Here is a 20,189-nt window from a genome sequence, read left to right as displayed (position 1 = left end):
GCGGCAGATTGACGGGGCTCCTACGATGAACCCTCCGCCCGACGGGTGGGGCGGTTCACATCTCATGCAAGGAGAGCCACCATGTTCAAGAAAATTCTCGTGCCCACCGACGGTTCCACGCTGGCCGCGCAGGCCACCACGGTCGCGTTGGGGCTGGCCAAGAGCCTGAACGCGCAGATCATCGGCGTCAACGTGATCGACCCGTTTCCGTACATCGGCATCGGCGACGCCTCGGCCGTGGGCCTGCAGGCCTACCTGACCGAAGCCAAGAGCGCGGCCGGCCAGGCGCTGGACGCGGTGCGCCAGGCCTGCGAGGCCCAGGGCGTGGTGTTCGCGGCGGGTGACACCATCGAACGCAACGTGGTCTACGAAGGCATCATCGAAACGGCCGAGGCCGAAGGCTGCGACCTGATCGTGATGGGCTCGCACGGCCGCCAGGGCGTGAAGGCGCTGATCCTGGGCAGCGTGGCGCAGAAGGTGCTGACGCACGCCAAGGTGCCGGTGCTGATCGTCAAGGGCTGAGGGCCGACCGTTCGGCGCCTGCCCATCGGGGTGAACCCTTGGATGGGGCCCCTGCCTGACCCGCTGACAGCGAGTTGACAGCGGGGCTTCCTAGCATCTCTTCCACAGATGGCGCGCCGTGCCGCGCCACACCGGAGGAGACATGCGGCGCAATCAATTCCTCATGGCACTGGGTGGCTGGGCGGCGGCGTCTTGCCTGCCCGCGCGCGCCAGCGGCGCGGATCGCCTGTCCGTGCTGATCCCCGCGAGCGCGGGCGGCGGCTGGGACGCCACCGGCCGCGCGCTCGGTGCGGCGATGGTCGCGACCGGGCGCTACCGCGAGGCCGCCTACGACAACCAGGGCGGCGCCGCGGGCACCCTGGGCCTGGCCGCCTTCGTCCAGGAGGCGCGGGGTCAGCCGAATGCCCTGCTCATCATGGGCGCGGTCATGATCGGTGGCCTGGTGTCGTCGAAGACCCCGCTGCGCCAGCTGCAGCAGTGCACGCCGATCGCTCGCCTCACCAGCGAGTACAGCGCCTTCGCCGTGGCCGCCGGCTCCCCGATCCGGTCGCTGGGCGCCGTCGCCGAGCGGCTGCGCCAGGCCCCCGGCAGCGTGCGCTTCGGGGGCGGTTCGAAGGCCTCGACCGAGCACATCGCCGTCTCGATGTTCGCGCGCAGCCTGCGCGTGCCGCCGCGGGAGATCCGCTACCTGCCCCATGGCGGCGGCGCGGACGCGGTGGCCGCCTTGCTCAAGGGCGAGATCGACGTGGTGGGCGGTGGTTACGGGGAACTGGCCCAGGGCATCGCCCGAGGCCAGCTGCGCTTGCTCGGTGTGACCGCGCAACGGCGCCTGCCCGGCTTGCCGGACGTGCCCACGCTCAAGGAGCAGGGCTACGACGTCACCATCGGCAACTGGCGCGGCGTCTACGGCGCGCCCGGCATCAGCGACGCTCAGCGCGCCGCGCTCACGCAGGCGGTGGCCGAGGCCGTGAAGTCGCCGGCCTGGCGGCAGGCCGCCGAGCGCCATGGCTGGACGCCCGCGTTCACCACGGGCCGGGACTTCGAGGCCTTCGTCGAATTCGAGTACGCCGCCACGACGGCGATCCTGTTCCTGTCGGGCATGTTGTAGCCCGGCGCGCAAGGGGCCCTTTGTGGGGTGTTGACGCGGCGCCGCCCGGTGCCGCGTCTTTTTTTTGGGTCAGCGGCGGAATTTGCCGCTGGCGTCCACGATGGACAGGTCGGCGAAATCCAGCCCGGTGTGGTTGCTCGGGCTGTAATGCACGGTCAGGCCACCCAGGTCGTAGCTCTTCAGGTTCTCCAGCGCGTCGCGCAGGGCCACGGGCGTGGGATTCGGGCCGGCGCGGCGCAGGCCTTCGGTCAGCACCTTGGCGGCGGCGTAGCCTTCCATCATGGCGGGCGACACACCCGCCAGGCCCTTGGCCTTGGCGAATTCCTGCGCTTCCTTGATCAGGCCATAGGCCACCGAGCGCTCGTTGGGGAACACCTGCGTCACGATCACGCCGCGCGCGTGTTCGCCCAGCAGCTTGATGAAGCCGTCCGAGGCGTTGTTCGAGAGCGTGACCACCTGCGCGCGCGAACCGGCGGTGCGCACCGCCTTGACCGCGTTGGCGGTGTTGCCGGCCGAGCCGATCACCATCACCGCCTGCGCGTTGCTCTCGTTGACCCGCTTGGACAGATCGGTGAAGTCGGGTTTGTCGCGCGGGAACTTTTCATGCAGCACCGGCTTGAGCTTGGCCTTGTCGAAGCCCTTGAGCGCCCCGGCCGCCGAATCGGCGCCGAAGGAATCGTCGGTCTCCAGCACCGCGATGCGCGTGATGCCGATGCTCGCCAGGTGTTCGATGGCCTTGGCGGCCTCGCGCTGGTAGGTGGCGCGCACGTTGAACACCCAGGGGTTGACCGGCTGGTGCAGCGCCATGGCGCCGGTGCTTGGCCCGACCAGCGGCACCTTGAGCTCGGCCAGCATGGGCAGCAGGGCCTGCGAATGCGGCGTGCCGCGGTTCAGGAACAGGGCCAGCACCCGCTGTTTCGTGACCAGTTCGCGCGCCACCTCCACCGTGACCTTGGGGTCGAACTTGTCGTCCACCGTGATCAGCTCGATCTTCTGGCCGTTGACACCGCCCCGCGCGTTGATGGTGTCGAAGTACAGCTGGGCCCCTTCGTGGTTCTCCTTCACCCCCGCCGCCACCGAGCCGCTGAAGCCCGAGGGCATGCCCACGCGCAGCTGGGCCCAGGCGGGGGCCGCGAACACCAGCAACCCGGCCAGCCCCCAGGCGGTCCAGACCGGGCTTGAAAACAAGCGAATCCGTTTCATATAGGCGTCTCCTTGGGTGAGCCGAGTCTATGCAGCCCGCGGGCGCGGGAAATTGTGGATATGACCTACCGCACCGATGTTTTGTCACACCCCTCCGTAGAATCTTTGCGTCCCCCTCTGGAGCCCATGCATGTCCGATGCCTTTCTGCCCGCCGATCCACCCGTGGGCGCGATTTCAACCGTGTCCGAGGCCGAAGGGCGCGACCACCCGACGGAAGGCGGCTCCGGGCTGATCCGCATCCGGGGCGCGCGCCAGCACAACCTCAAGAACCTCGACCTCGACATCCGCACGGGTGAGCTCACCGTGGTCACCGGGCCCAGCGGCTCGGGCAAGTCCAGCCTCGTGTTCGACACCCTGTTCGCCGAAGGCCAGCGCCGCTACGTCGAGACCTTCAGCGCCTACGCGCGCCAGTTCCTGGACCGCATGGACAAACCGGCCGTCGACCGGGTCGACGGTGTGCCGCCGGCGATCGCGATCGACCAGACCAACCCGGTGCGCTCCTCGCGCTCCACCGTGGGCACCATGACGGAGCTCAACGACCACCTCAAGCTGCTGTTCGCGCGCGGCGCCGACCTGTTCGACCGCGAGACAGCGCTGCCGGTGCGGCACGATTCGCCCGAATCGATCTATGCCGAGCTCAAGGCGCGCGCGGCGCGCCAGGGCGATCCGCGCCTGGTGCTGACTTTCCCGGTGGAGTTGCCGGCCAGCACCACCGCTGAGGAAGTCGAACAATGGCTCTCGGCCAGCGGTTACACCCGCGTGCAGGCCGAGCGGGTGGTGCAGCGCGAGGTGGCGCCGGTGGAGTCCAAGACCCCCGCCAAGGGCAAGGCCAAGGCGGTGGCCAGCGAATCGGTCAAGGTGCTCGACGTGGTGGCCGACCGCTTCCGCATCGGCACGGTCGAGCCGGCGCGCGCGATGGAGGCGATCGAAGCCGGCCTCAAGCGCGGCAGCGGCAAGCTGATGGTCTATGTGCTGGCCGAAGAAGGCGAGCCCGAGATCTGGCGCTTCAGCACCGGTCTGCACTGCCCGGAAAGCGACATCCGCTACAGCGAACCCACGCCCTCGATGTTCTCGTTCAACTCGGCGGTGGGCGCCTGCGAGGCCTGCCGGGGCTTCGGGCGCGTGATCGGGGTGGACTACGGCCTGGTCATCCCCAACGACAAGCTCACGCTGCGCGCCGGCGCGGTCAAGGTGTTCCAGACACCCGCGTGGAAGGAATGCCAGGACGACATGATGCGGCACGCCGAGTCCGCCGGCATCCCGCGCGACACACCCTGGGCCAAGCTCACGCCCGAGCAGCAGCACTGGGTGAAGGCCGGTTCGCCCTTGTGGAACGGCAAGTGGAACCAGCAGTGGTATGGCGTCGACCGCTTCTTCGAGTACCTGGAGAGCAAGGCCTACAAGATGCACATCCGGGTGCTGCTGTCCAAGTACCGCAGCTACACCGAGTGCCCGAGCTGCCACGGCGCGCGCCTCAAGACCGACAGCCTGCTCTGGCGCATCGGCAGCAAGGCCCAGGCCGACGCGGTGCTGCCCGCGCAGAAGCGCTACCTGCCGCAGGGCGTGAAGTGGAGCCGCGCGCAGCTCGAAGCCATGCCCGGTCTGTGCCTGCACGACCTGATGCTGATGCCGCTGGACAAGCTGCGCGGCTTCTTCGCCGCGCTCGACGCCACGCTGGCGCCCGTGGGCAGCGACACGGCCGCCGCCGGCCAGGCCCAGGCCTTGCGCCTGCTGTTCGAGGAAATCAACACCCGCATCCGCTACCTCTGCGAGGTCGGCATCGGCTACCTCACGCTGGACCGCCAGAGCCGCACGCTCAGCGGTGGCGAGGTGCAGCGCATCAACCTCACCACCGCGCTGGGGACCTCGCTGGTGAACACCCTGTTCGTGCTCGACGAACCCAGCATCGGCCTGCACCCGCGCGACATGGCGCGCATCAACGACGCCATGCTGCGCCTGCGCGACGCCGGCAACACGCTGGTGGTGGTGGAGCACGACCCGGCCGTGATGCTCGCGGCCGACCGCCTGATCGACATGGGCCCGGGCCCGGGCGAGCGCGGCGGGCAGATCGTGTTCGACGGCACGCCCGAGGCGATCCGCTCGGCCGACACCCTCACCGGCGCCTACCTCGGTTCGCGCAAGACCATCGGCATGGGCTTCAAGCGCATGGTCACCGACAGCACGCCGCGCCTCATCCTCGAAGGCGCGCGCGAACACAACCTCAAGGACGTGTCGGTCGAGTTCCCGCTGCAACGCCTGGTGGTGGTCACCGGCGTGTCGGGCTCGGGCAAGTCCAGCCTGATCCAGGACGTGCTGGCGCCCGCGCTGCTGCGCCACTTCGGCAAGTCCACCGAGAGCCCGGGCGCGCACGACCGCCTGCTCGGGGCCGACCACCTGAGCGAGGTCGTGTTCGTCGACCAGTCGCCCATCGGCAAGACGGCGCGCTCCAACCCGGTGAGCTACGTGGGCGCGTGGGACGCGATCCGCGCGCTGTTCGCCGAGGCGCCGTTGTCGCGCCAGCGCAGCTACACGCCGGCCAAGTTCAGCTTCAACAGCGGCGACGGGCGTTGCCCCACCTGCGGCGGCTCGGGCTTCGAGCACGTGGAGATGCAGTTCCTGAGCGACGTGTACCTGCGCTGCCCGGACTGCGACGGCAAACGCTACCGGCCCGAAATCCTGGAGGTGAAGATCCAGCGCGGAGGCCGTTCGCTCAACGTGGCCGACGTGCTGGACCTCACCGTGAGCGAGGCCGCCGCGCTGTTCGCGGGCGACCGCGAGGTGATCCGCGTGCTGCAGCCCATCGTGGACGTGGGCCTGGAGTACGTGAAGCTGGGCCAGCCCGTGCCCACGCTCTCGGGCGGCGAGGCGCAGCGCCTCAAGCTCGCGGGCTTCCTGGCCGAGGCTTCGAAGAACAGCAGCGCGAGCCGCCAGGCGGTGGCGCGCAAGGGCACGCTGTTCCTGTTCGACGAGCCCACCACCGGCCTGCACTTCGACGACATCGCCAAGCTCATGCGCAGCCTGCGCAAGCTGCTCGACGCCGGCCACTCGCTGGTGGTGATCGAGCACAACCTGGACGTGATCCGCTCGGCCGACTGGCTGATCGACCTGGGTCCCGAGGGCGGCGATGCGGGCGGCCTGATCGTGGCCGAGGGCCCGCCCGAGGCCGTGCGCGAGCACGCCAGCAGCCACACCGCGAAGGCCTTGCGCGAGTACGCGCTGGCCATGGGCGAGGTGCACGAAGTGCGCGAAGGCCGGGCCAAGGGCCTGCAGCCGGCGCGCGCGCGCAACGAGGGGCCACACGCCCACGCCATCCGCATCGTCAACGCCAAGGAGCACAACCTCAAGAACCTGAGCGTGGACATTCCGCGCGGCAAGTTCAACGTCATCTCCGGCGTGAGCGGCTCGGGCAAGTCCACGCTGGCTTTCGACATCCTGTTCAACGAAGGCCAGCGGCGGTACCTGGAGAGCCTCAACGCCTATGCGCGCAGCATCGTGCAGCCCGCGGGCCGGCCCGAGGTGGACGCGGTCTATGGCATCCCGCCCACGGTGGCGATCGAACAGCGCCTCTCGCGCGGCGGCCGCAAGTCCACCGTGGGCACCACCACCGAGGTCTGGCATTTCCTGCGCCTGCTGTACGTGAAGCTGGGCACGCAGCACTGCATGTACGACGGCGCGGTCGTGATGCCGCAAAGCCCCGACAGCATCGTCGCCGCTATCCTGGCGCGCTACAAGGGCCGGCACATCGGCCTGCTCGCGCCGCTGGTGGTCAACCGCAAGGGCGTGTACACCGAGCTGGCCGACTGGGCGCGCCCGCGTGGCCACACCCACCTGCGGGTGGACGGCGAGTTCCTGCCCACCACCGGCTTCCCGCGCATCGACCGCTTCAAGGAGCACACCATCGAACTGCCGGTGGCCGACTTCGTGGTCAGCGCCGACGACGAGACCGCGCTGCGCCAGCAGCTCACCAAGGCGCTGGAGATCGGCAAGGGCCAGGTGCACGTGCTCTCGCCGCTGGACGGCCTGGCCCAGGCGCTGGCCGAAGGCCGGTCCACGCGCGAGCTCGGCAAGCTGGAGGTGTTTTCCACCACGCGCGCCTGCCCGGAGTGCGCCACCAGCTACCCCGAACTCGACCCGCGCCTCTTCTCGTACAACAGCAAACATGGCTGGTGCCCCGACTGCGTGGGCACCGGCGTGAAGCTCTCGCGCGACCAGCTCAAGGCGCTGGACGATTCGGTGCGCGACGACAAGGAAAAAGGCCGCGAGCAGAGTTTTGCCGAACCCGAGGTGGATGGCGTGACGGACGAGGTCTGCCCGTTCTGCTCGGGCAAGCGCCTGAACCTGCAGGCCCGCTCGGTGCGTTTCGCCGGCGTGGGCATTGCCGACGTGGCCCGCCTTTCGGTGCGCGAGGTGCGCGCCTGGGTGCAGGGACTCATGAAAGACCTGGCGCTCAGCGCGCGCGAGGCCGACATCGCGCGCGACCTGCTGCCCGAGATCGAAAGCCGGCTGGCCTTCCTCGAAGAGGTGGGCCTGAACTACCTCACGCTGGACCGCGGCGCGCCCACGCTCAGCGGCGGCGAGGCGCAGCGCATCCGCCTGGCGGCGCAGCTGGGCAGCAACCTGCAGGGCGTGTGTTACGTGCTCGACGAGCCCACCATCGGCCTGCACGCGCGCGACAACGCCATCCTGCTCAACGCGCTGCACAAGCTCGGCGACCAGGGCAACACCCTGGTGGTGGTGGAGCACGACGAGGACACCATCCGCCGCGCCGACCATATCATCGACATCGGCCCGAGCGCGGGCAAGCGCGGCGGGCGCGTGGTGGCCCAGGGTTCGGTGGACGACCTCTCGGCCAACGCCGACTCGGTGACCGGGCGCTACCTGCTGCACGCGATGAAGCACCCGCTGCAGGCGCGCCGTGGCGTGCTGCCGGCGCTGGACGACAGCGCGCCCTGGCTGCGCGTGCGCGGCGCGAAACTGCACAACCTGAACGAGCTCGACGCCGCGGTGCCGCTGCAGCGCCTGGTGGTCATCACTGGCGTGTCGGGCTCGGGCAAGTCCACGCTCGCGCGCGACGTGCTGCTGACCAACGTGGCCGCCGCCGTGAGCCAGCGCAGCACCAAGGCCGGGCGCGACGCCATGGACAAGGGCAAGCACCCCGCCTGGAGCGGCTGCGCCAGCGTGAGTGGTTTCGAGACCGTGGACCGCGTGCTCGAAGTCGATCAGACGCCGATCGGCAAGACGCCGCGCAGCTGCCCAGCCACCTACATCGGCTTCTGGGACACGGTGCGCAAGCTGTTCGCCGACACGCTGGAGGCCAAGGCGCGCGGCTACGGCCCCGGCCGCTTCAGCTTCAACACCGGCGAAGGCCGCTGCCCGGGCTGCGAAGGGCAGGGCATGCGCACCATCGAGATGAGCTTCCTGCCCGACGTGAAGGTGCCCTGCGAGGTCTGCCACGGCGCGCGCTTCAACCCCGAGACGCTGGCCGTGACCTGGAAGGGCAAGAGCATCGGCGACGTGCTGCAGATGGAGGTGGACGAGGCGGTGGACTTCTTCGCCAGCATGCCCAACATCAGCCACCCGCTGCAGCTGCTCAAGGACGTGGGTCTGGGCTACCTCACGCTGGGCCAGCCCAGCCCCACGCTCAGCGGCGGGGAGGCGCAGCGCATCAAGCTGGTGACCGAACTCAGCAAGGTGCGCGACGACGTCACGCGCCGGGGCCAGAAGCCACCGCACACGCTCTACGTGCTCGACGAGCCCACGGTGGGCCTGCACATGGCCGACGTGGAGAAGCTGATTCGCGTGCTGCACCGCCTGGTGGACGGCGGCCACAGCGTGGTGGTGATCGAGCACGACCTGGACGTGATGGCCGAGGCCGACTGGATCATCGACCTGGGCCCCGAGGGTGGCAACGGCGGGGGCCGCATCGTGGCCGCCGCGCCACCCGACGAGGTGGTGCGCCTGGACACGCACACCGGGCGTGTGCTGGGGCCGGTGCTGGCCAGGACGTGATGCCCGAGGGCCAGGTCATCCACATCCACGCCGAGGCGCCGGCCAAGCCGGTTCTGGGCGCGCCGTGCAACGGCTGCGGGGTGTGTTGCCTGGCCGAGCCTTGTCCTTTGGGGCGGGTGATTTCGCGCAAGCGCGTGGGCGCGTGCGACGCGCTGCGCTGGGACGGCGCCTTGTCGGTCTACCGCTGTGGCGCCATCACCGACGCGCGGGGCGTGCTGGGCCCGCGCTGGCGCTGGGCGGCGCCGGTGTTCCAGCGGCTGGCGCGGCGCTGGATCGCGGCCGGCGTGGGGTGCGACGCGGCGTTGCAGGCCGAGCGCGGCGGCTGAGCGCTCAGCGCGCGAGCAGCCAGACCACGCCCACCGCCAGCACGGCCAGGGCCCCCATCAGCAGGCGCGTGCGCTTGCGCAGCAGGTCCACGGCACCCACCAGGCGCGCGTTCTGCTCGGCCAGTTCGGTCAGGGTCTGCGCCATCTGGGCCTGCACCGCAGCCTGCTGGTCGATCAGCTGCCGCGCTTCGATCAGGCGGTTCTTGAGTTCACCCAGGGTGGGCGGGGCGTCGCCCAGGTCCAGCGGCACCGGCGCGGTCGTGCCGGCGGGTGGCGCCTTCGAGCGGTCCAGCAGCTTGCGCGCGGCGTTGAGCACCGTGGGCGCGTGTTCGATCACGTCCCCCCAGGGGATCACTTTCAGGGCAACCAGCCAGGGAATGGCCATGGGGAGATCCTTTCTCTTGTCAGGTTAGGAGGCCCTCAGCCGCGTGGGGTTCCTTCAGATGGGGCCGAAACGGTCCGTCTCAACAGCCACCAGCCCAGGCCGGCGACCGACAGCAGCAGGGCCGGGAAGCCCAGCGTGGGCGCCCACTGCAGCGCGGCGGCGCCCAGCGCGGGCGCGAGCACCCCGCCCAGGGTGTAGGACAGCACCAGCACGGCGGTGCTGTTGACCAGGGTGATGCCTTCCTCGCGCGAGCCGATGTCGATCATCGCCAGCGTGTACAGACAACCGCCCGCGCCGCCCCAGAGGAAGGCCACGGGCGCGGCCAGCCAGGGCGTGCCGGCCACGAAGGGGATGACCAAGGTGGCCAGCAGGGTGATCAGGGCGCAGACCCGCATGATCGCCAGGCGCGCGCGGTGGCCGTCGCCCCAGCGCTGCGCCGGGTGGTGGGCCATGCGGTCGGCCAGCACGCCGGCCGGCAGCATCATGAGCGCGCTGCCCAGGCCGCTGGCCGAGACCAGCAGCGCCGCCACGGTGGCGCCCAGGCCCAGCGCCAGGCCGTAGAGCGGCAGGATGGACGTGAGGCCGCTTTCGAAGAAACCGCCGACGAAGCCCACGGTCATGATCAGCGGATGGGCCAGCAGCGCGTGCCACACGCCCGACAGGCCCACCTTCGCGCTGTGCGCGTCGGCCGCGTCGGGCAGGCGCGGGATCAGCAGGCTCCAGACCAGGCCGATGGCCATGAAGCCGAGCGCGATCCACAGGGCCGCGTCGCTGTCGGCGCCGACCCAGGCCAGCATGAGCGGGCCGACCACGAAGGTGATGCCCACCATGGTCTCGAAGATGCCCACGTAGCGCCCGCGCTGCCCGGGCGGCGAGAACTCGGCCACCACGGCCTCGGCCAGCACCCAGCGCAGGCCCGAGGCCATGCCGGCGGCGATCTTGAACACGAACCAGAGCCACAGCAGCGGCGTGAAGGCGAAGCCGGCGGTGGCGATCACCGGGATCAGCGCGGCCAGCCACAGCGTGGGCCGCCGGCCCAGGCGCTGCGTGATGGCCGAAGCGAACGGCGTCATGAAGAACACGCCGAGCCAGCCGCTGGCGGCGAACACACCGGCCAGCGCGGTCGATTCGCCGCCGCCCTTGAGGCGCAACAGCAGCAGCGGCGTGAGCATGAAGTAGCCCACCAGTTCGAAAAAGGTGGAGCCGAAGATCGCGACCAGGCCGAGCCGGGCCTGGGCGGGTGGGTGCTCCGGCAGTGTGCCGGTGGGCGGCAGCGGGTGTTCGCTCATGCGCCCACGGCCCGCGCGCCCAGCACCGCCTCGGCCACCTCGGTGAAGCCCGCGCCGCGTTCGCCCGCCGCCACGTAGCGCGGGTGCTGCGTGAGCGCGCCCCAGAAGCGCGCGACGTTGGCCACGCCCACGCTGTGCGGGAAATGGCCGAACATGCGCGCGTCGTTGGTCGAGTCGCCGACGTAGACCCAGCGGTCGAGTTCGTCGTCGAGCGAGCGGCCCAGGCGCGATCGCACGATCCAGCGCGCACCGGCCAGCTTGTCGTGCTCGCCGATCCAGCCGTTGATGTGGATGGAGCTCACGGTGGCGTTGAGGCCCTCGCTTTTCATGAGTTGCACCACCGTGGCGATGTCGGCTTCGCTCAGGTGGGCGAACTCGCTGTGGTCGATCGCGATGTCGGTCTCGCGCCCCGGGCTGTCGGTGGCCAGGCGGGCCTGCGGCAGCTCGGCGAGCACGCGCCGCGCGGTGGCCTGCAGCTTCGCGAAATGGGCGGCGCGCGTGGCCGCGTCCTGCAGGTAGTCGCGCCTGAGTTCGCCCGAGTCGCCGCGCCACAGCGCCACGGCGCCGTTCTCGGCCACGATGGCGTCCACCGGCCAGGCCAGCGCGAAGGCCTCGCTCCAGCCGGCGGGCCGGCCCGTGATGGCGAACACCGGCAGGCCGGCGGTGCGCAGGCGGTGCAAGGCGTCCAGGGCATCGGGGGTGATCGCGCCCTCGGTCGTGAGGGTGTCGTCGATGTCGGTCAGCACGCCGTGGATGCGGGCGCGGTCCGTGGCGGGCCAGAGGGTGAGGGGATTCATGCGCATGGAAGGCGGGCAGTGTCGCACAGGGCCCCGGGCGCCGCAGGTGCCACCGGCGACGCGCGGCAGGGGGCAGATCGAGGCCGCTGCGGTAGAATCGCGCGATCCGAGGAGCGTTGCAGCGCCCCCACTGAACACTTCAGCAGCGGGGCGTGAGGCTCGGACCATCCATGCAACGACGCTCATCCACATCCCGTGCGATGAGTTCTTTTTGACTCAATGCCAGATGTGGTTTGTCCATCCTTTCCGGAGCGAACCATGAATGCACGTCTGAACAACCCGACCGCCGACAGCGCGATCGCCGACCTTTCCCTGGCCGAGTGGGGCCGCAAGGAAATCCGCATTGCGGAAACCGAAATGCCCGGCCTGATGGCCATCCGCGAGGAATTCGCCGCCGCCAAGCCGCTCAAGGGCGCGCGCATCACCGGCAGCATCCACATGACGATCCAGACCGCGGTGCTGGTCGAAACCCTGCAGGCCCTGGGCGCGAGCGTGCGCTGGGCTTCGTGCAACATCTTCTCCACGCAAGACCACGCCGCCGCCGCGCTGGTCGCGCAGGGCACGCCGGTGTTCGCGCACAAGGGCGAGACCCTGGCCGAGTACTGGGATTTCACCCACCGCATCTTTGAGTTCGGCGCCGCCGGCACGGAAGGCGAAGGCCCCAACATGATCCTGGACGACGGCGGCGACGCCACGCTGCTGATGATCCTGGGCCAGAAGGCCGAGAAGGACCTTTCGGTCATCAGCAAGCCGACCAGCGAAGAAGAAACCTGCCTGTTCGCCGCCATCAAGGCCAAGCTCGCGCAGGACCCGACCTGGTACACCCGCAAGGCCAGCCAGATCATCGGCGTGACCGAAGAGACCACCACCGGCGTGCACCGCCTGAAGGAAATGGCTGCCCGGGGCACGCTGCCGTTCCGCGCCATCAACGTGAACGATTCGGTGACCAAGAGCAAGTTCGACAACCTGTACGGCTGCCGCGAATCGCTGGTCGACGGCATCAAGCGCGCCACCGACGTGATGATCGCCGGCAAGGTCGCCGTGGTCGCCGGCTACGGTGACGTGGGCAAGGGTTCGGCCCAGGCGCTGCGCGCGCTGTCGGCCCAGGTGTGGGTGACCGAGATCGACCCCATCAATGCCCTGCAGGCCGCGATGGAAGGCTACAAGGTCGTGACCATGGAGTACGCCGCCGACAAGGCCGACATCTTCGTGACCACCACCGGCAACAAATCCATCATCACGCACAACCACATGGCCGCGATGAAGGACCAGGCCATCGTCTGCAACATCGGCCACTTCGACAACGAGATCGACATCGCCTCGATCGAGAAGTACGAATGGGAAGAGATCAAGCCGCAGGTCGACCACGTCAAGTTCCCCGACGGCAAGAAGATCATCCTGCTGGCCAAGGGCCGCCTGGTGAACCTGGGCTGCGGCACCGGCCACCCCAGCTTCGTGATGTCGAGCTCGTTCGCGAACCAGACCATTGCCCAGATCGAGCTGTTCACGCAGCCGAAGAAGTACGAAGTGGGCCAGGTCTACGTGCTGCCCAAGCACCTGGACGAGAAGGTCGCGCGCCTGCACCTGAAGAAGGTTGGCGCCATGCTGACCGAGCTGACCGACGAGCAGGCCGCCTACATCGGCGTGAGCAAGGCCGGCCCGTACAAGCCGGACACCTACCGGTATTGATCGCGCCCATGCGGGCCGACCAGCTGCTCGTCGAGCGCGGCCTGGCCGCCACCCGTTCGCAAGCCCAGCGGCTCATCGCCGCGGGCGTGCAATGGCGTGCGCCGGGTGGCGACTGGACAGCGGTCACCAAGAACGGCGAGGAGCTGCGTGACGCGGCCGAGCTGCGCCTGCTGGACACGGCGGAGACGCGCTATGTGTCGCGCGGCGGCCTCAAGCTGGAAGGCGCGCTGCGCCACACCGGCCTGGACGTGAGCGGCCTGCGCTGCCTCGATGTGGGGCAGAGCAGCGGCGGTTTCACCGACTGCCTGTTGCAGCGGGGCGCGGCGCGGGTCGTGGGGGTGGACGTGGGCCAGGGCCAGCTGCACCCGCAGCTCAAGGGCGATCCGCGCGTGATCTGCATTGAAAAATGCAACGCGCGCGATCTCTCGGCCCAGGCGCTGCAGGACGCGGGTGGCGCGCCGCCGTTCGATCTGATCGTGGGCGACCTGTCGTTCATCTCGCAGACCCTGGTGTGGCCGGCCCTGGTGCCGCTGCTGGCGCCGGGTGGGCAGATGCTGATGCTGGTCAAGCCGCAGTTCGAGCTGCAGCCCGGGCACATCGGCAAGGGCGGTCTGGTGAAGGACGCGGCGAGTTACGCCATCGTGCGCGATCGCATCGCGCAGGCCTGCGAAGAGCAGGGCCTGCGGATGCGCGACTACGTCGAGAGCGCGATCACCGGGGGTGACGGCAACCGCGAGTTTTTTGTGTATGCGAGCAAGTGATGTAAGGAGGGGGCCGTGAGTCTTCCCATCAGCCTGGAATTTTTCCCGACCAAGACGCCCGAAGGCGCGGTCAAGCTGCGCGCGGTGCGCCAGCAGCTGTACGCGCTCAAGCCCGAGTTCTGCTCGGTGACCTTTGGCGCCGGCGGCTCCACGCAGGACGGCACGCTGCAGGCCGTGACCGAGATCATGGGCGAGGGCTGCCCCGCCGCGCCGCACCTGAGCTGCATCGGCCAGTCGAGCGCGAGCATCCGCGAGCGCCTGGCGGCCTACGCGGCCGCCGGCATCCGCCGCATCGTGGCCCTGCGCGGTGACCTGCCCAGCGGCTACGGCGTGGGTGGCGAGTTCCGCTACGCCAGCGACCTGGTGGCCTTCGTGCGCGCCGAGACCGGTGACCGATTCCACATCGAGGTGGCGGCCTACCCGGAAACGCACCCGCAGGCCCGCTCGCCCGAGGCCGACCTCGAGGCCTTCGCGGCCAAGGTGAAGGCCGGTGCCGATTCGGGCATCACGCAGTACTTCTTCAATGCCGACGCCTACTTCCGCTACCGTGACGAGCTGCAGCGCGTGGGCGTGGACGTGCCGGTGGTGCCGGGCATCATGCCCATCACCAGCTCCACGCAGCTGATGCGCTTCTCCGACGCCTGCGGCGCCGAGATCCCGCGCTGGATCCGCATGCGCCTGCAGGCCTTCGGCGACGACACCGCGTCCATCAAGTCCTTCGGCCTGGACGTGGTGACCGACCTGTGCGACCGCCTGCGCGGCGGCGGCGTGCCGGGGCTGCACTTCTACACCATGAACCAGAGCGGGGCCACGACGGACATCGTCCAGCGCCTCGGTCTTGCATGAGCCTCAAGCCCGCGGTCACGCTGGCGCTGGCCACCTTGTTGTGGCTCGGCGGCTGCGCGACGCGAGCGCCGGACATGCCCGACCTGGGCAGCGTGCCCGATGCCTCGGCCGACGACACCGACACCCCGGACGCCAGCGAGAGCGTCATCGCGCGGGGCCTGGCGTCCTGGTACGGCGAGCCTTTCCACGGCCGGCGCACCGCCAGCGGCGAGGTCTACGACATGAACGAACTCACCGCGGCCCACAAGACCCTGCCGTTCGGCACCCGCGTGCGTGTGCGCCACGCCCGCACGGGCAAGGAGGTGACGGTGCGCATCAACGACCGCGGCCCGCACGTGCCGGGCCGCATCATCGACCTCAGCCGCGCGGCCGCGTCGGCGCTGGGCATCGTGCAGGGCGGCGTCGGCCGGGTCGTGCTGTTGCGCGACTGAAGCGCGTGGCTTGACCTGCGTCAAGCAACCCGCACCAGCGGGGCCAGGTCTCCGGCCGGTTTGACGTGGCGCAACGCCGCGCCACGCACGGTCTTCTGTAATGGACGCGGGGATTCTCCCGAGTCAACGCAACACAGAAGACCATCATGAATACGCACCACTTCGCCCTGGCCGCCCTCGCGTCCACCTGCCTGCTCGCCTCGGGCGCCGCCCTGGCGCAGGACGACTTCCAGGCCGGCAGCGTGCTCGTGCGCGCCCGCGCCGTGCACCTGGACAGCGCCGACAAGGACGGCACCGGCCTGGGCCTGGCCATGAACAACAAGGGCTTGCCCGAAGTCGACGTGAGCTACTTCTTCAGCAAGCACCTCGCGGCCGAGCTCATCCTCACGGTGCCGCAGAAACACACCCTCACGTCCAACGGCGCGGCCATCGGCACGCTGCGCCACCTGCCACCCACGCTGACCGTGCAGTACCACTTCGACGCGCCCGGCTTCAAGCCCTACGTGGGCGCGGGCCTCAACTACACGCGCTTCAGCTCGGTGCACCTGCTGGGCGGCGCGGCCGACGTGAAGCGCCACAGCTTCGGCCCGGCGCTGCAGGTGGGGGTGGACATTCCGCTGAGCAAGCAGCTCTACCTGAACGTCGATGTGAAGAAGGTCTTCATCAAGACCGACGTGAGCGCCGGTGGCGCGAAGATCGGCCAGTTCAAGGCCGACCCCGTGCTGGTCGGCGTGGGCCTGGGCTGGCGCTTTTGACGGAACGCGGGCCTCAGCGCTCGTCGTAGCTCACCACCACGCGGTCGGTGGTGGGCCGCGCCTGGCAGCTCAGCACGAAGCCCTTGTCGGTCTCCCAGGGTTCGAGCGTGAAGTTCTTGTCCATCTGCACCGCGCCTTCCATCACCTTGGCGCGGCAGGTGCAGCACACGCCGCCCCGGCACGACCAGGGCAGGTCCAGCCCGGCGTTCAGGGCCACGTCGAGCACGCGCTCGTCGCGGTTCATGCGCAGCTCGTGCGGCTTGCCATCGAGCACCACGGTGAGCGCCACGTCACCCTCGGCGCGCACGGCCGGCTGGCCGAGCACCACGGCCTGGCGCTGCGCGGCGGGCAAGGCCTCCAGCGTGGGCGAGGTGAAGCGCTCGGTGTGCACGCGGTCCGGGCGCACGCCCGCATCGAGCAAGGCCTTTTCGGTCGCCTCGATCATGGCTTCGGGGCCGCAGATGAAGACCTCGTCCATGCTGCCCACGGGCAGCAGGGTGTCGATCAGGGCGCGCACCTTGTCGGCGTCGATGCGGCCTTCGAGCAGCGGCACTTCCTGCGCCTGGCGCGAGAGGATGTGGATCAGCGTGAGGCGGTCCGCGTAGCGGTCCTTCAGGTCCTGCAGCGACTCGTTGAACATCACGCTGCCCATGCGGCGGTTGCCGTACACGAGCGTGAACTTCGAGGTGGGCGACTCTTCCAGCGTGCTGGCCATGAGCGAGAGGATGGGCGTGATGCCCGAGCCGGCCGCGAACCCCACGCGGTGCACCGCGCGCGGCTTGTGCACGGTGAAGCGGCCGTCGGGCGGCATCGCCTTGAGCGTGTCGCCGGCCTTCAGGGCGGTGGCGGCCCAGTTGGAGAACACGCCGCCGTCCACGGGGCGGATGCCCAGCGTGAGTTCACCGCGCTGCGTGAGCAGGCTGCGCGGGCTGCTGATGGAGTAGCTGCGCCGCACGTCCTGGCCGTCGATGGTGGCGCGCACGGTGAGGAACTGGCCGGGCTCGAACGCGAAGGTGGCGCGCTGCTCGGGTGGGATCGCGAAGGTGATCGCCACCGCGCCGGCGGCCTCGGGGCTGATGCGGGCGATCGGGAGTTCGTGGAAGCGGGCGGCGGTGGACATGGCGTCAATAAGGCTTGAAGTAGTCGAACGGTTCCAGGCAGTCGAGGCAGCGGTACATCGCCTTGCAGGCGGTGGAGCCGAAGGGCGAGGTCTCGGTGGTGTGGGTCGATCCACACTGCGGACAGGGCACGGTCTCGCGGCGCAGGGCCTGGCGCGAGAACTTCAGCGGCGCGGCGGAGGCCGGCGGCTCGCTGCCGCATTGTGGTGGCGCGATGCCGTAGGCGCGCAGCTTCTCGCGCGCGGCTTCGGTCATCCAGTCGGTGGTCCAGGCCGGCGCGAGCTGCGTGACCACGCGCGCGGTGAGGCCCGCGTTCGCCAACGCGGCGCGCACGTCGTCCTCGATCTGGCCCATGGCCGGGCAGCCGCTGTAGGTCGGCGTGATCACCACCTCGGGAACACCGTCCGCGCCGGTGCGCACGCCGCGCAGGATGCCGAGCTCGCTCAGGCTGACCACCGGGATTTCCGGGTCGGCCAGGCCGGCGAGCGCGTCATGGATTTCGGTGTGCATGGTGGGCGCTCACCACACGGCCTGCGGGTGCGTGCGTGCCAGGCTCTGCATCTCGGCGAGCAGAAATCCCATGTGCTCGGAGTGCACGCCGTGTTTGCCCTGCGGCACATGACCCTGCACGGAGGGGCGCTGCAGCGTGGCCTCGTTCAGCGTGTCGTCCACCAGCGCGTCCCAATCGGCCTGCAGGCCGGCCACGTCGACGCCGGTGCCGTTGTGCACCGCGGCGGTTTCGGCCTCGTTGCCGATCCAGAACTCCTGGCAGTAGGGCAGCAGGTGCTGCAGCGCGGCCTGCGCGCGGGCGTGCGATTCGTCGGTGCCATCGCCGAAGCGCACCAGCCAGTCGCTGGCGTGGCGCAGGTGGTAGCGCACCTCCTTCAGCGACTTGGCCGCGATGGCGGCGAGCTGCGCATCGGCCGAGGTCTGCAGCCGGTCCCACACCAGCACCATGAGCGCGCTGTAGAGGAAGTTGCGCGCGAGGGTGGTCGCGTAGTCGCGGTCGCCGGACGCGGTGCTGGCCAGCGGGCCGCTGTGCGGCAGCTCCAGCAGCGTGAGGTTGCGGAATTCGTGCGTGTCGCGGAAGTAGGCCAGCGTGTCCTCGGTCACCGCGCCGTGGGTGCGCGCACCCTGCAGGTGGGCGAAGCGCTGCGCCTGGGCCGGGTCGGCGTTGATCAGCGTGGCCGCGTGCTGGTAGAGCAGGCGGGCCTGGCCGAGCAGGTCCAGGCTGTTGTTGGCCAGCGCGAGGTCTTCTTCGAGGATGGGCCCGTGGCCGCACCACTCGGCGTTGCGCTGCCCCAGCACCAGCGCGTTGTCGGCCAGGTGCAGCAGGTAGTCGATCGGTGCCGTGCCGCTCATCACATGTGCCCCACTTTGTCGGGGATCTCGTAGAAGGTGGGATGGCGGTACACCTTGTCGGCGGCCGGGTCGAAGAAGCTGTCCTTGCTGTCGGGCTCGCTGGCCGTGATGCCGCTGCTTTGCACGACCCAGATGCTCACGCCTTCCTGGCGCCGCGTGTACACGTCGCGCGCCAGGTGCAGCGCGTGCTGGGCGTCGCTGGCGTGCAGGCTGCCGCAGTGCTTGTGCTCCAGGCCCTGCTTGCTGCGCACGAAGACCTCCCAGAGAGGCCATTCCTTCAAGGTGGTGGTGTTCATGCGGCCTCCTTCATGGCACGTTGCTGTTGTTTGCGGGCGTGGGCGAGGGCGGCTTCGCGCACCCAGGCGCCGTCGTTCCAGGCCTTCACGCGGGTGGCCAGGCGTTCCTTGTTGCACGGGCCGTCGCCGTTGACCACGGCCCAAAACTCGTCCCAGTCGATCTGGCCGTAGTCGTGGTGGCCGCGTGCCTCGTTCCACTTCAGCGCCGGATCGGGCAGGGTGACGCCCAGCACCTCGGCCTGCGGCACGGTCGCATCCACGAACTTCTGGCGCAGGTCGTCGTTGCTGATGCGCTTGATGCCCCAGCGCATGCCCTGCACGCTGTTGGGGCTGTCGGCGTCGGGCGGGCCGAACATGGCCAGGCACTTCCACCACCAGCGGTTCACCGCGTCCTGCACCATGGCCTTCTGCTCGGCCGTGCCCTGCATCATGGTCATCAGCGACTCGAAGCCCTGGCGCTGGTGGAAACTTTCTTCCTTGCAGACCCGGATCATGGCGCGCGCATAGGGCCCGAAGCTGCAGCGGCACAGCGGGATCTGGTTCATGATCGCCGCGCCGTCCACCAGCCAGCCGACCACGCCCACGTCGGCCCAGGTCAGCGTGGGGTAGTTGAAGATGGAGCTGTACTTGGCCTTGCCGCTGTGCAGCGCGTCGAACATCTGGTCGCGGCTGGTGCCCAGCGTCTCGGCCGCGCTGTAGAGGTACAGGCCGTGGCCGCCTTCGTCCTGCACCTTGGCCACCAGGATCGCCTTGCGTTTGAGGCTGGGCGCGCGCGAGATCCAGTTGCCCTCGGGCAGCATGCCCACGATCTCGCTGTGCGCGTGCTGGCTGATCTGCCGCACCAGCGTCTTTCGGTAGGCGTCGGGCATCCAGTCGCGCGGCTCGATCTTGCCGTCGGCGTCGATCACGGCGTCGAAGTGCGCCTGCAGGGCGGTGTCGTGGGGCACGGCCTTGAGCGGGGTGCCGGATTGGGCGTCGGCGTCGGGCACATTGAAGGACTGGGTGTACATGCGGAATCTCCTGCGCAATGGGTGCGGATCGCAGTATAGCCAATTAGCCGACCGATCGGTCGGCTAATTTTGCAACGCCCGCCCAACGGTTTTCGGAACGGCGGCGCTGCCTGGCCGAAGAGCGGTCGTCTTCTACATCCGCTTACCTTACTCCGTCGGCCCGACCCTAGAGTGGAGCGCATGCAACACCTGTCTCTTCCTGATGAACAACGACTCGCTGGTGTGGGCTTGATCCTGGGGGCCCTGCTGACCTTGACCGCCTGCGGCGGTGGTGGGGGCGG

General features: G+C 69.6%; 18 protein-coding genes and 1 riboswitch. Of the genes, 9 read left to right on the top strand and 9 right to left on the bottom strand.

The window, feature by feature from the left end; translation table 11 throughout:
* Window positions 1-81: 81 nt before the first annotated feature.
* Window positions 82-522, top strand: coding sequence for a universal stress protein (locus AC3WPZ_RS18760; protein WP_291120538.1), 441 nt, complete (start codon window positions 82-84; stop codon window positions 520-522).
* Window positions 523-664: 142 nt separating this feature from the next.
* Entirely contained in the window at window positions 665-1,630 is a 966-nt protein-coding gene (locus AC3WPZ_RS18755; protein ID WP_444688932.1) for a Bug family tripartite tricarboxylate transporter substrate binding protein, read from the top strand.
* A 69-nt stretch (window positions 1,631-1,699) separates the two neighbouring features.
* Here AC3WPZ_RS18755 and AC3WPZ_RS18750 read toward each other — a convergent pair whose 3' ends face one another.
* A complete protein-coding gene (locus AC3WPZ_RS18750) occupies window positions 1,700-2,833 on the bottom strand; it encodes an ABC transporter substrate-binding protein (RefSeq protein ID WP_444688931.1) in 1,134 nt (377 codons plus the stop codon).
* A 130-nt stretch (window positions 2,834-2,963) separates the two neighbouring features.
* Between AC3WPZ_RS18750 and uvrA the strand changes: the two genes are divergently transcribed.
* A complete protein-coding gene (gene uvrA, locus AC3WPZ_RS18745) occupies window positions 2,964-8,843 on the top strand; it encodes an excinuclease ABC subunit UvrA (RefSeq protein WP_444688930.1) in 5,880 nt (1,959 codons plus the stop codon).
* A complete protein-coding gene (locus AC3WPZ_RS18740) occupies window positions 8,843-9,169 on the top strand; it encodes a hypothetical protein (RefSeq protein WP_382323022.1) in 327 nt (108 codons plus the stop codon). Before uvrA ends, AC3WPZ_RS18740 begins: the two co-directional genes overlap by 1 nt.
* Before the next feature lie 4 nt (window positions 9,170-9,173).
* On the opposite strand, the gene AC3WPZ_RS18735 is transcribed toward AC3WPZ_RS18740, so the two are convergent.
* The 3 genes from AC3WPZ_RS18735 to AC3WPZ_RS18725 are packed head-to-tail and all read right to left on the bottom strand — an operon-like array spanning window position 9,174 to window position 11,640.
* Window positions 9,174-9,554: a hypothetical protein gene (locus tag AC3WPZ_RS18735; RefSeq protein WP_444688929.1), complete on the bottom strand. Its 381-nt coding sequence runs from the start codon at window positions 9,552-9,554 to the stop codon at window positions 9,174-9,176.
* Window positions 9,555-9,589: 35 nt separating this feature from the next.
* A complete protein-coding gene (locus AC3WPZ_RS18730) occupies window positions 9,590-10,843 on the bottom strand; it encodes an MFS transporter (RefSeq protein WP_444688928.1) in 1,254 nt (417 codons plus the stop codon).
* On the bottom strand, window positions 10,840-11,640 hold the full coding sequence (locus AC3WPZ_RS18725; protein WP_444688950.1) for an HAD-IIB family hydrolase: 801 nt from the start codon (window positions 11,638-11,640) through the stop codon (window positions 10,840-10,842). The genes AC3WPZ_RS18730 and AC3WPZ_RS18725 overlap by 4 nt, the downstream gene beginning before the upstream one ends.
* A 102-nt stretch (window positions 11,641-11,742) precedes the next feature.
* Window positions 11,743-11,831, top strand: a riboswitch (S-adenosyl-L-homocysteine riboswitch).
* Window positions 11,832-11,898: 67 nt separating this feature from the next.
* Between AC3WPZ_RS18725 and ahcY the strand changes: the two genes are divergently transcribed.
* The 5 genes from ahcY to AC3WPZ_RS18700 all read left to right on the top strand — a co-directional run bounded on the left by ahcY (window position 11,899) and on the right by AC3WPZ_RS18700 (window position 16,122).
* Window positions 11,899-13,329, top strand: a complete 1,431-nt coding sequence (gene ahcY, locus AC3WPZ_RS18720) for an adenosylhomocysteinase (protein WP_492440919.1) — start codon at window positions 11,899-11,901, stop codon at window positions 13,327-13,329.
* Window positions 13,330-13,337: 8 nt separating this feature from the next.
* Complete coding sequence (locus AC3WPZ_RS18715; RefSeq protein WP_492440917.1) at window positions 13,338-14,090, top strand: TlyA family RNA methyltransferase; 753 nt, start codon at window positions 13,338-13,340, stop codon at window positions 14,088-14,090.
* Window positions 14,091-14,105: 15 nt separating this feature from the next.
* A complete protein-coding gene (metF, locus tag AC3WPZ_RS18710) occupies window positions 14,106-14,936 on the top strand; it encodes a methylenetetrahydrofolate reductase [NAD(P)H] (RefSeq protein ID WP_382162402.1) in 831 nt (276 codons plus the stop codon).
* Entirely contained in the window at window positions 14,933-15,367 is a 435-nt protein-coding gene (locus AC3WPZ_RS18705; protein ID WP_382162399.1) for a septal ring lytic transglycosylase RlpA family protein, read from the top strand. The genes metF and AC3WPZ_RS18705 overlap by 4 nt, the downstream gene beginning before the upstream one ends.
* A gap of 146 nt (window positions 15,368-15,513) precedes the next feature.
* Window positions 15,514-16,122, top strand: coding sequence for an OmpW/AlkL family protein (locus tag AC3WPZ_RS18700; RefSeq protein ID WP_382323027.1), 609 nt, complete (start codon window positions 15,514-15,516; stop codon window positions 16,120-16,122).
* Window positions 16,123-16,135: 13 nt separating this feature from the next.
* Here AC3WPZ_RS18700 and AC3WPZ_RS18695 read toward each other — a convergent pair whose 3' ends face one another.
* From AC3WPZ_RS18695 to paaA, 5 genes are read right to left on the bottom strand one after another with little or no spacing between them, the layout of a single operon-like run.
* The gene (locus AC3WPZ_RS18695) at window positions 16,136-17,242 is read right to left on the bottom strand and encodes a 2Fe-2S iron-sulfur cluster-binding protein (RefSeq protein ID WP_492440914.1); all 1,107 of its coding nucleotides are present in this window, start codon (window positions 17,240-17,242) and stop codon (window positions 16,136-16,138) included.
* A gap of 4 nt (window positions 17,243-17,246) precedes the next feature.
* Window positions 17,247-17,750, bottom strand: coding sequence for a 1,2-phenylacetyl-CoA epoxidase subunit PaaD (paaD, locus tag AC3WPZ_RS18690; protein WP_492440912.1), 504 nt, complete (start codon window positions 17,748-17,750; stop codon window positions 17,247-17,249).
* A gap of 9 nt (window positions 17,751-17,759) precedes the next feature.
* Entirely contained in the window at window positions 17,760-18,602 is an 843-nt protein-coding gene (paaC, locus tag AC3WPZ_RS18685; RefSeq protein WP_492440910.1) for a 1,2-phenylacetyl-CoA epoxidase subunit PaaC, read from the bottom strand.
* A complete protein-coding gene (gene paaB, locus AC3WPZ_RS18680; RefSeq protein ID WP_382162383.1) occupies window positions 18,602-18,898 on the bottom strand; it encodes a 1,2-phenylacetyl-CoA epoxidase subunit PaaB in 297 nt (98 codons plus the stop codon). Before paaB ends, paaC begins: the two co-directional genes overlap by 1 nt.
* Complete coding sequence (paaA, locus tag AC3WPZ_RS18675; RefSeq protein WP_382327556.1) at window positions 18,895-19,908, bottom strand: 1,2-phenylacetyl-CoA epoxidase subunit PaaA; 1,014 nt, start codon at window positions 19,906-19,908, stop codon at window positions 18,895-18,897. The genes paaB and paaA overlap by 4 nt, the downstream gene beginning before the upstream one ends.
* Window positions 19,909-20,189: the final 281 nt, after the last annotated feature.

The organism is Hydrogenophaga sp. FW305-3-2-15-A-LB1, from assembly GCF_058787875.1.
Note: the sequence above shows the minus strand (reverse complement) of the source record. Positions and strands in the feature narration are given on the sequence as shown.

Excerpts from the sequence above, each read along its gene's own strand:
- AC3WPZ_RS18760 (WP_291120538.1), top strand. The coding sequence starts at position 82 with ATGTTCAAGAAAATTCTCGTGCCCACCGACGGTTCCACGCTGGCCGCG.
- AC3WPZ_RS18755 (WP_444688932.1), top strand. The coding sequence starts at position 665 with ATGCGGCGCAATCAATTCCTCATGGCACTGGGTGGCTGGGCGGCGGCG.
- AC3WPZ_RS18750 (WP_444688931.1), bottom strand. The coding sequence starts at position 2,833 with ATGAAACGGATTCGCTTGTTTTCAAGCCCGGTCTGGACCGCCTGGGGG.
- uvrA (WP_444688930.1), top strand. The coding sequence starts at position 2,964 with ATGTCCGATGCCTTTCTGCCCGCCGATCCACCCGTGGGCGCGATTTCA.
- AC3WPZ_RS18740 (WP_382323022.1), top strand. The coding sequence starts at position 8,843 with ATGCCCGAGGGCCAGGTCATCCACATCCACGCCGAGGCGCCGGCCAAG.
- AC3WPZ_RS18735 (WP_444688929.1), bottom strand. The coding sequence starts at position 9,554 with ATGGCCATTCCCTGGCTGGTTGCCCTGAAAGTGATCCCCTGGGGGGAC.
- AC3WPZ_RS18730 (WP_444688928.1), bottom strand. The coding sequence starts at position 10,843 with ATGAGCGAACACCCGCTGCCGCCCACCGGCACACTGCCGGAGCACCCA.
- AC3WPZ_RS18725 (WP_444688950.1), bottom strand. The coding sequence starts at position 11,640 with ATGAATCCCCTCACCCTCTGGCCCGCCACGGACCGCGCCCGCATCCAC.
- ahcY (WP_492440919.1), top strand. The coding sequence starts at position 11,899 with ATGAATGCACGTCTGAACAACCCGACCGCCGACAGCGCGATCGCCGAC.
- AC3WPZ_RS18715 (WP_492440917.1), top strand. The coding sequence starts at position 13,338 with ATGCGGGCCGACCAGCTGCTCGTCGAGCGCGGCCTGGCCGCCACCCGT.
- AC3WPZ_RS18705 (WP_382162399.1), top strand. The coding sequence starts at position 14,933 with ATGAGCCTCAAGCCCGCGGTCACGCTGGCGCTGGCCACCTTGTTGTGG.
- AC3WPZ_RS18700 (WP_382323027.1), top strand. The coding sequence starts at position 15,514 with ATGAATACGCACCACTTCGCCCTGGCCGCCCTCGCGTCCACCTGCCTG.
- AC3WPZ_RS18695 (WP_492440914.1), bottom strand. The coding sequence starts at position 17,242 with ATGTCCACCGCCGCCCGCTTCCACGAACTCCCGATCGCCCGCATCAGC.
- paaD (WP_492440912.1), bottom strand. The coding sequence starts at position 17,750 with ATGCACACCGAAATCCATGACGCGCTCGCCGGCCTGGCCGACCCGGAA.
- paaC (WP_492440910.1), bottom strand. The coding sequence starts at position 18,602 with ATGAGCGGCACGGCACCGATCGACTACCTGCTGCACCTGGCCGACAAC.
- paaB (WP_382162383.1), bottom strand. The coding sequence starts at position 18,898 with ATGAACACCACCACCTTGAAGGAATGGCCTCTCTGGGAGGTCTTCGTG.
- paaA (WP_382327556.1), bottom strand. The coding sequence starts at position 19,908 with ATGTACACCCAGTCCTTCAATGTGCCCGACGCCGACGCCCAATCCGGC.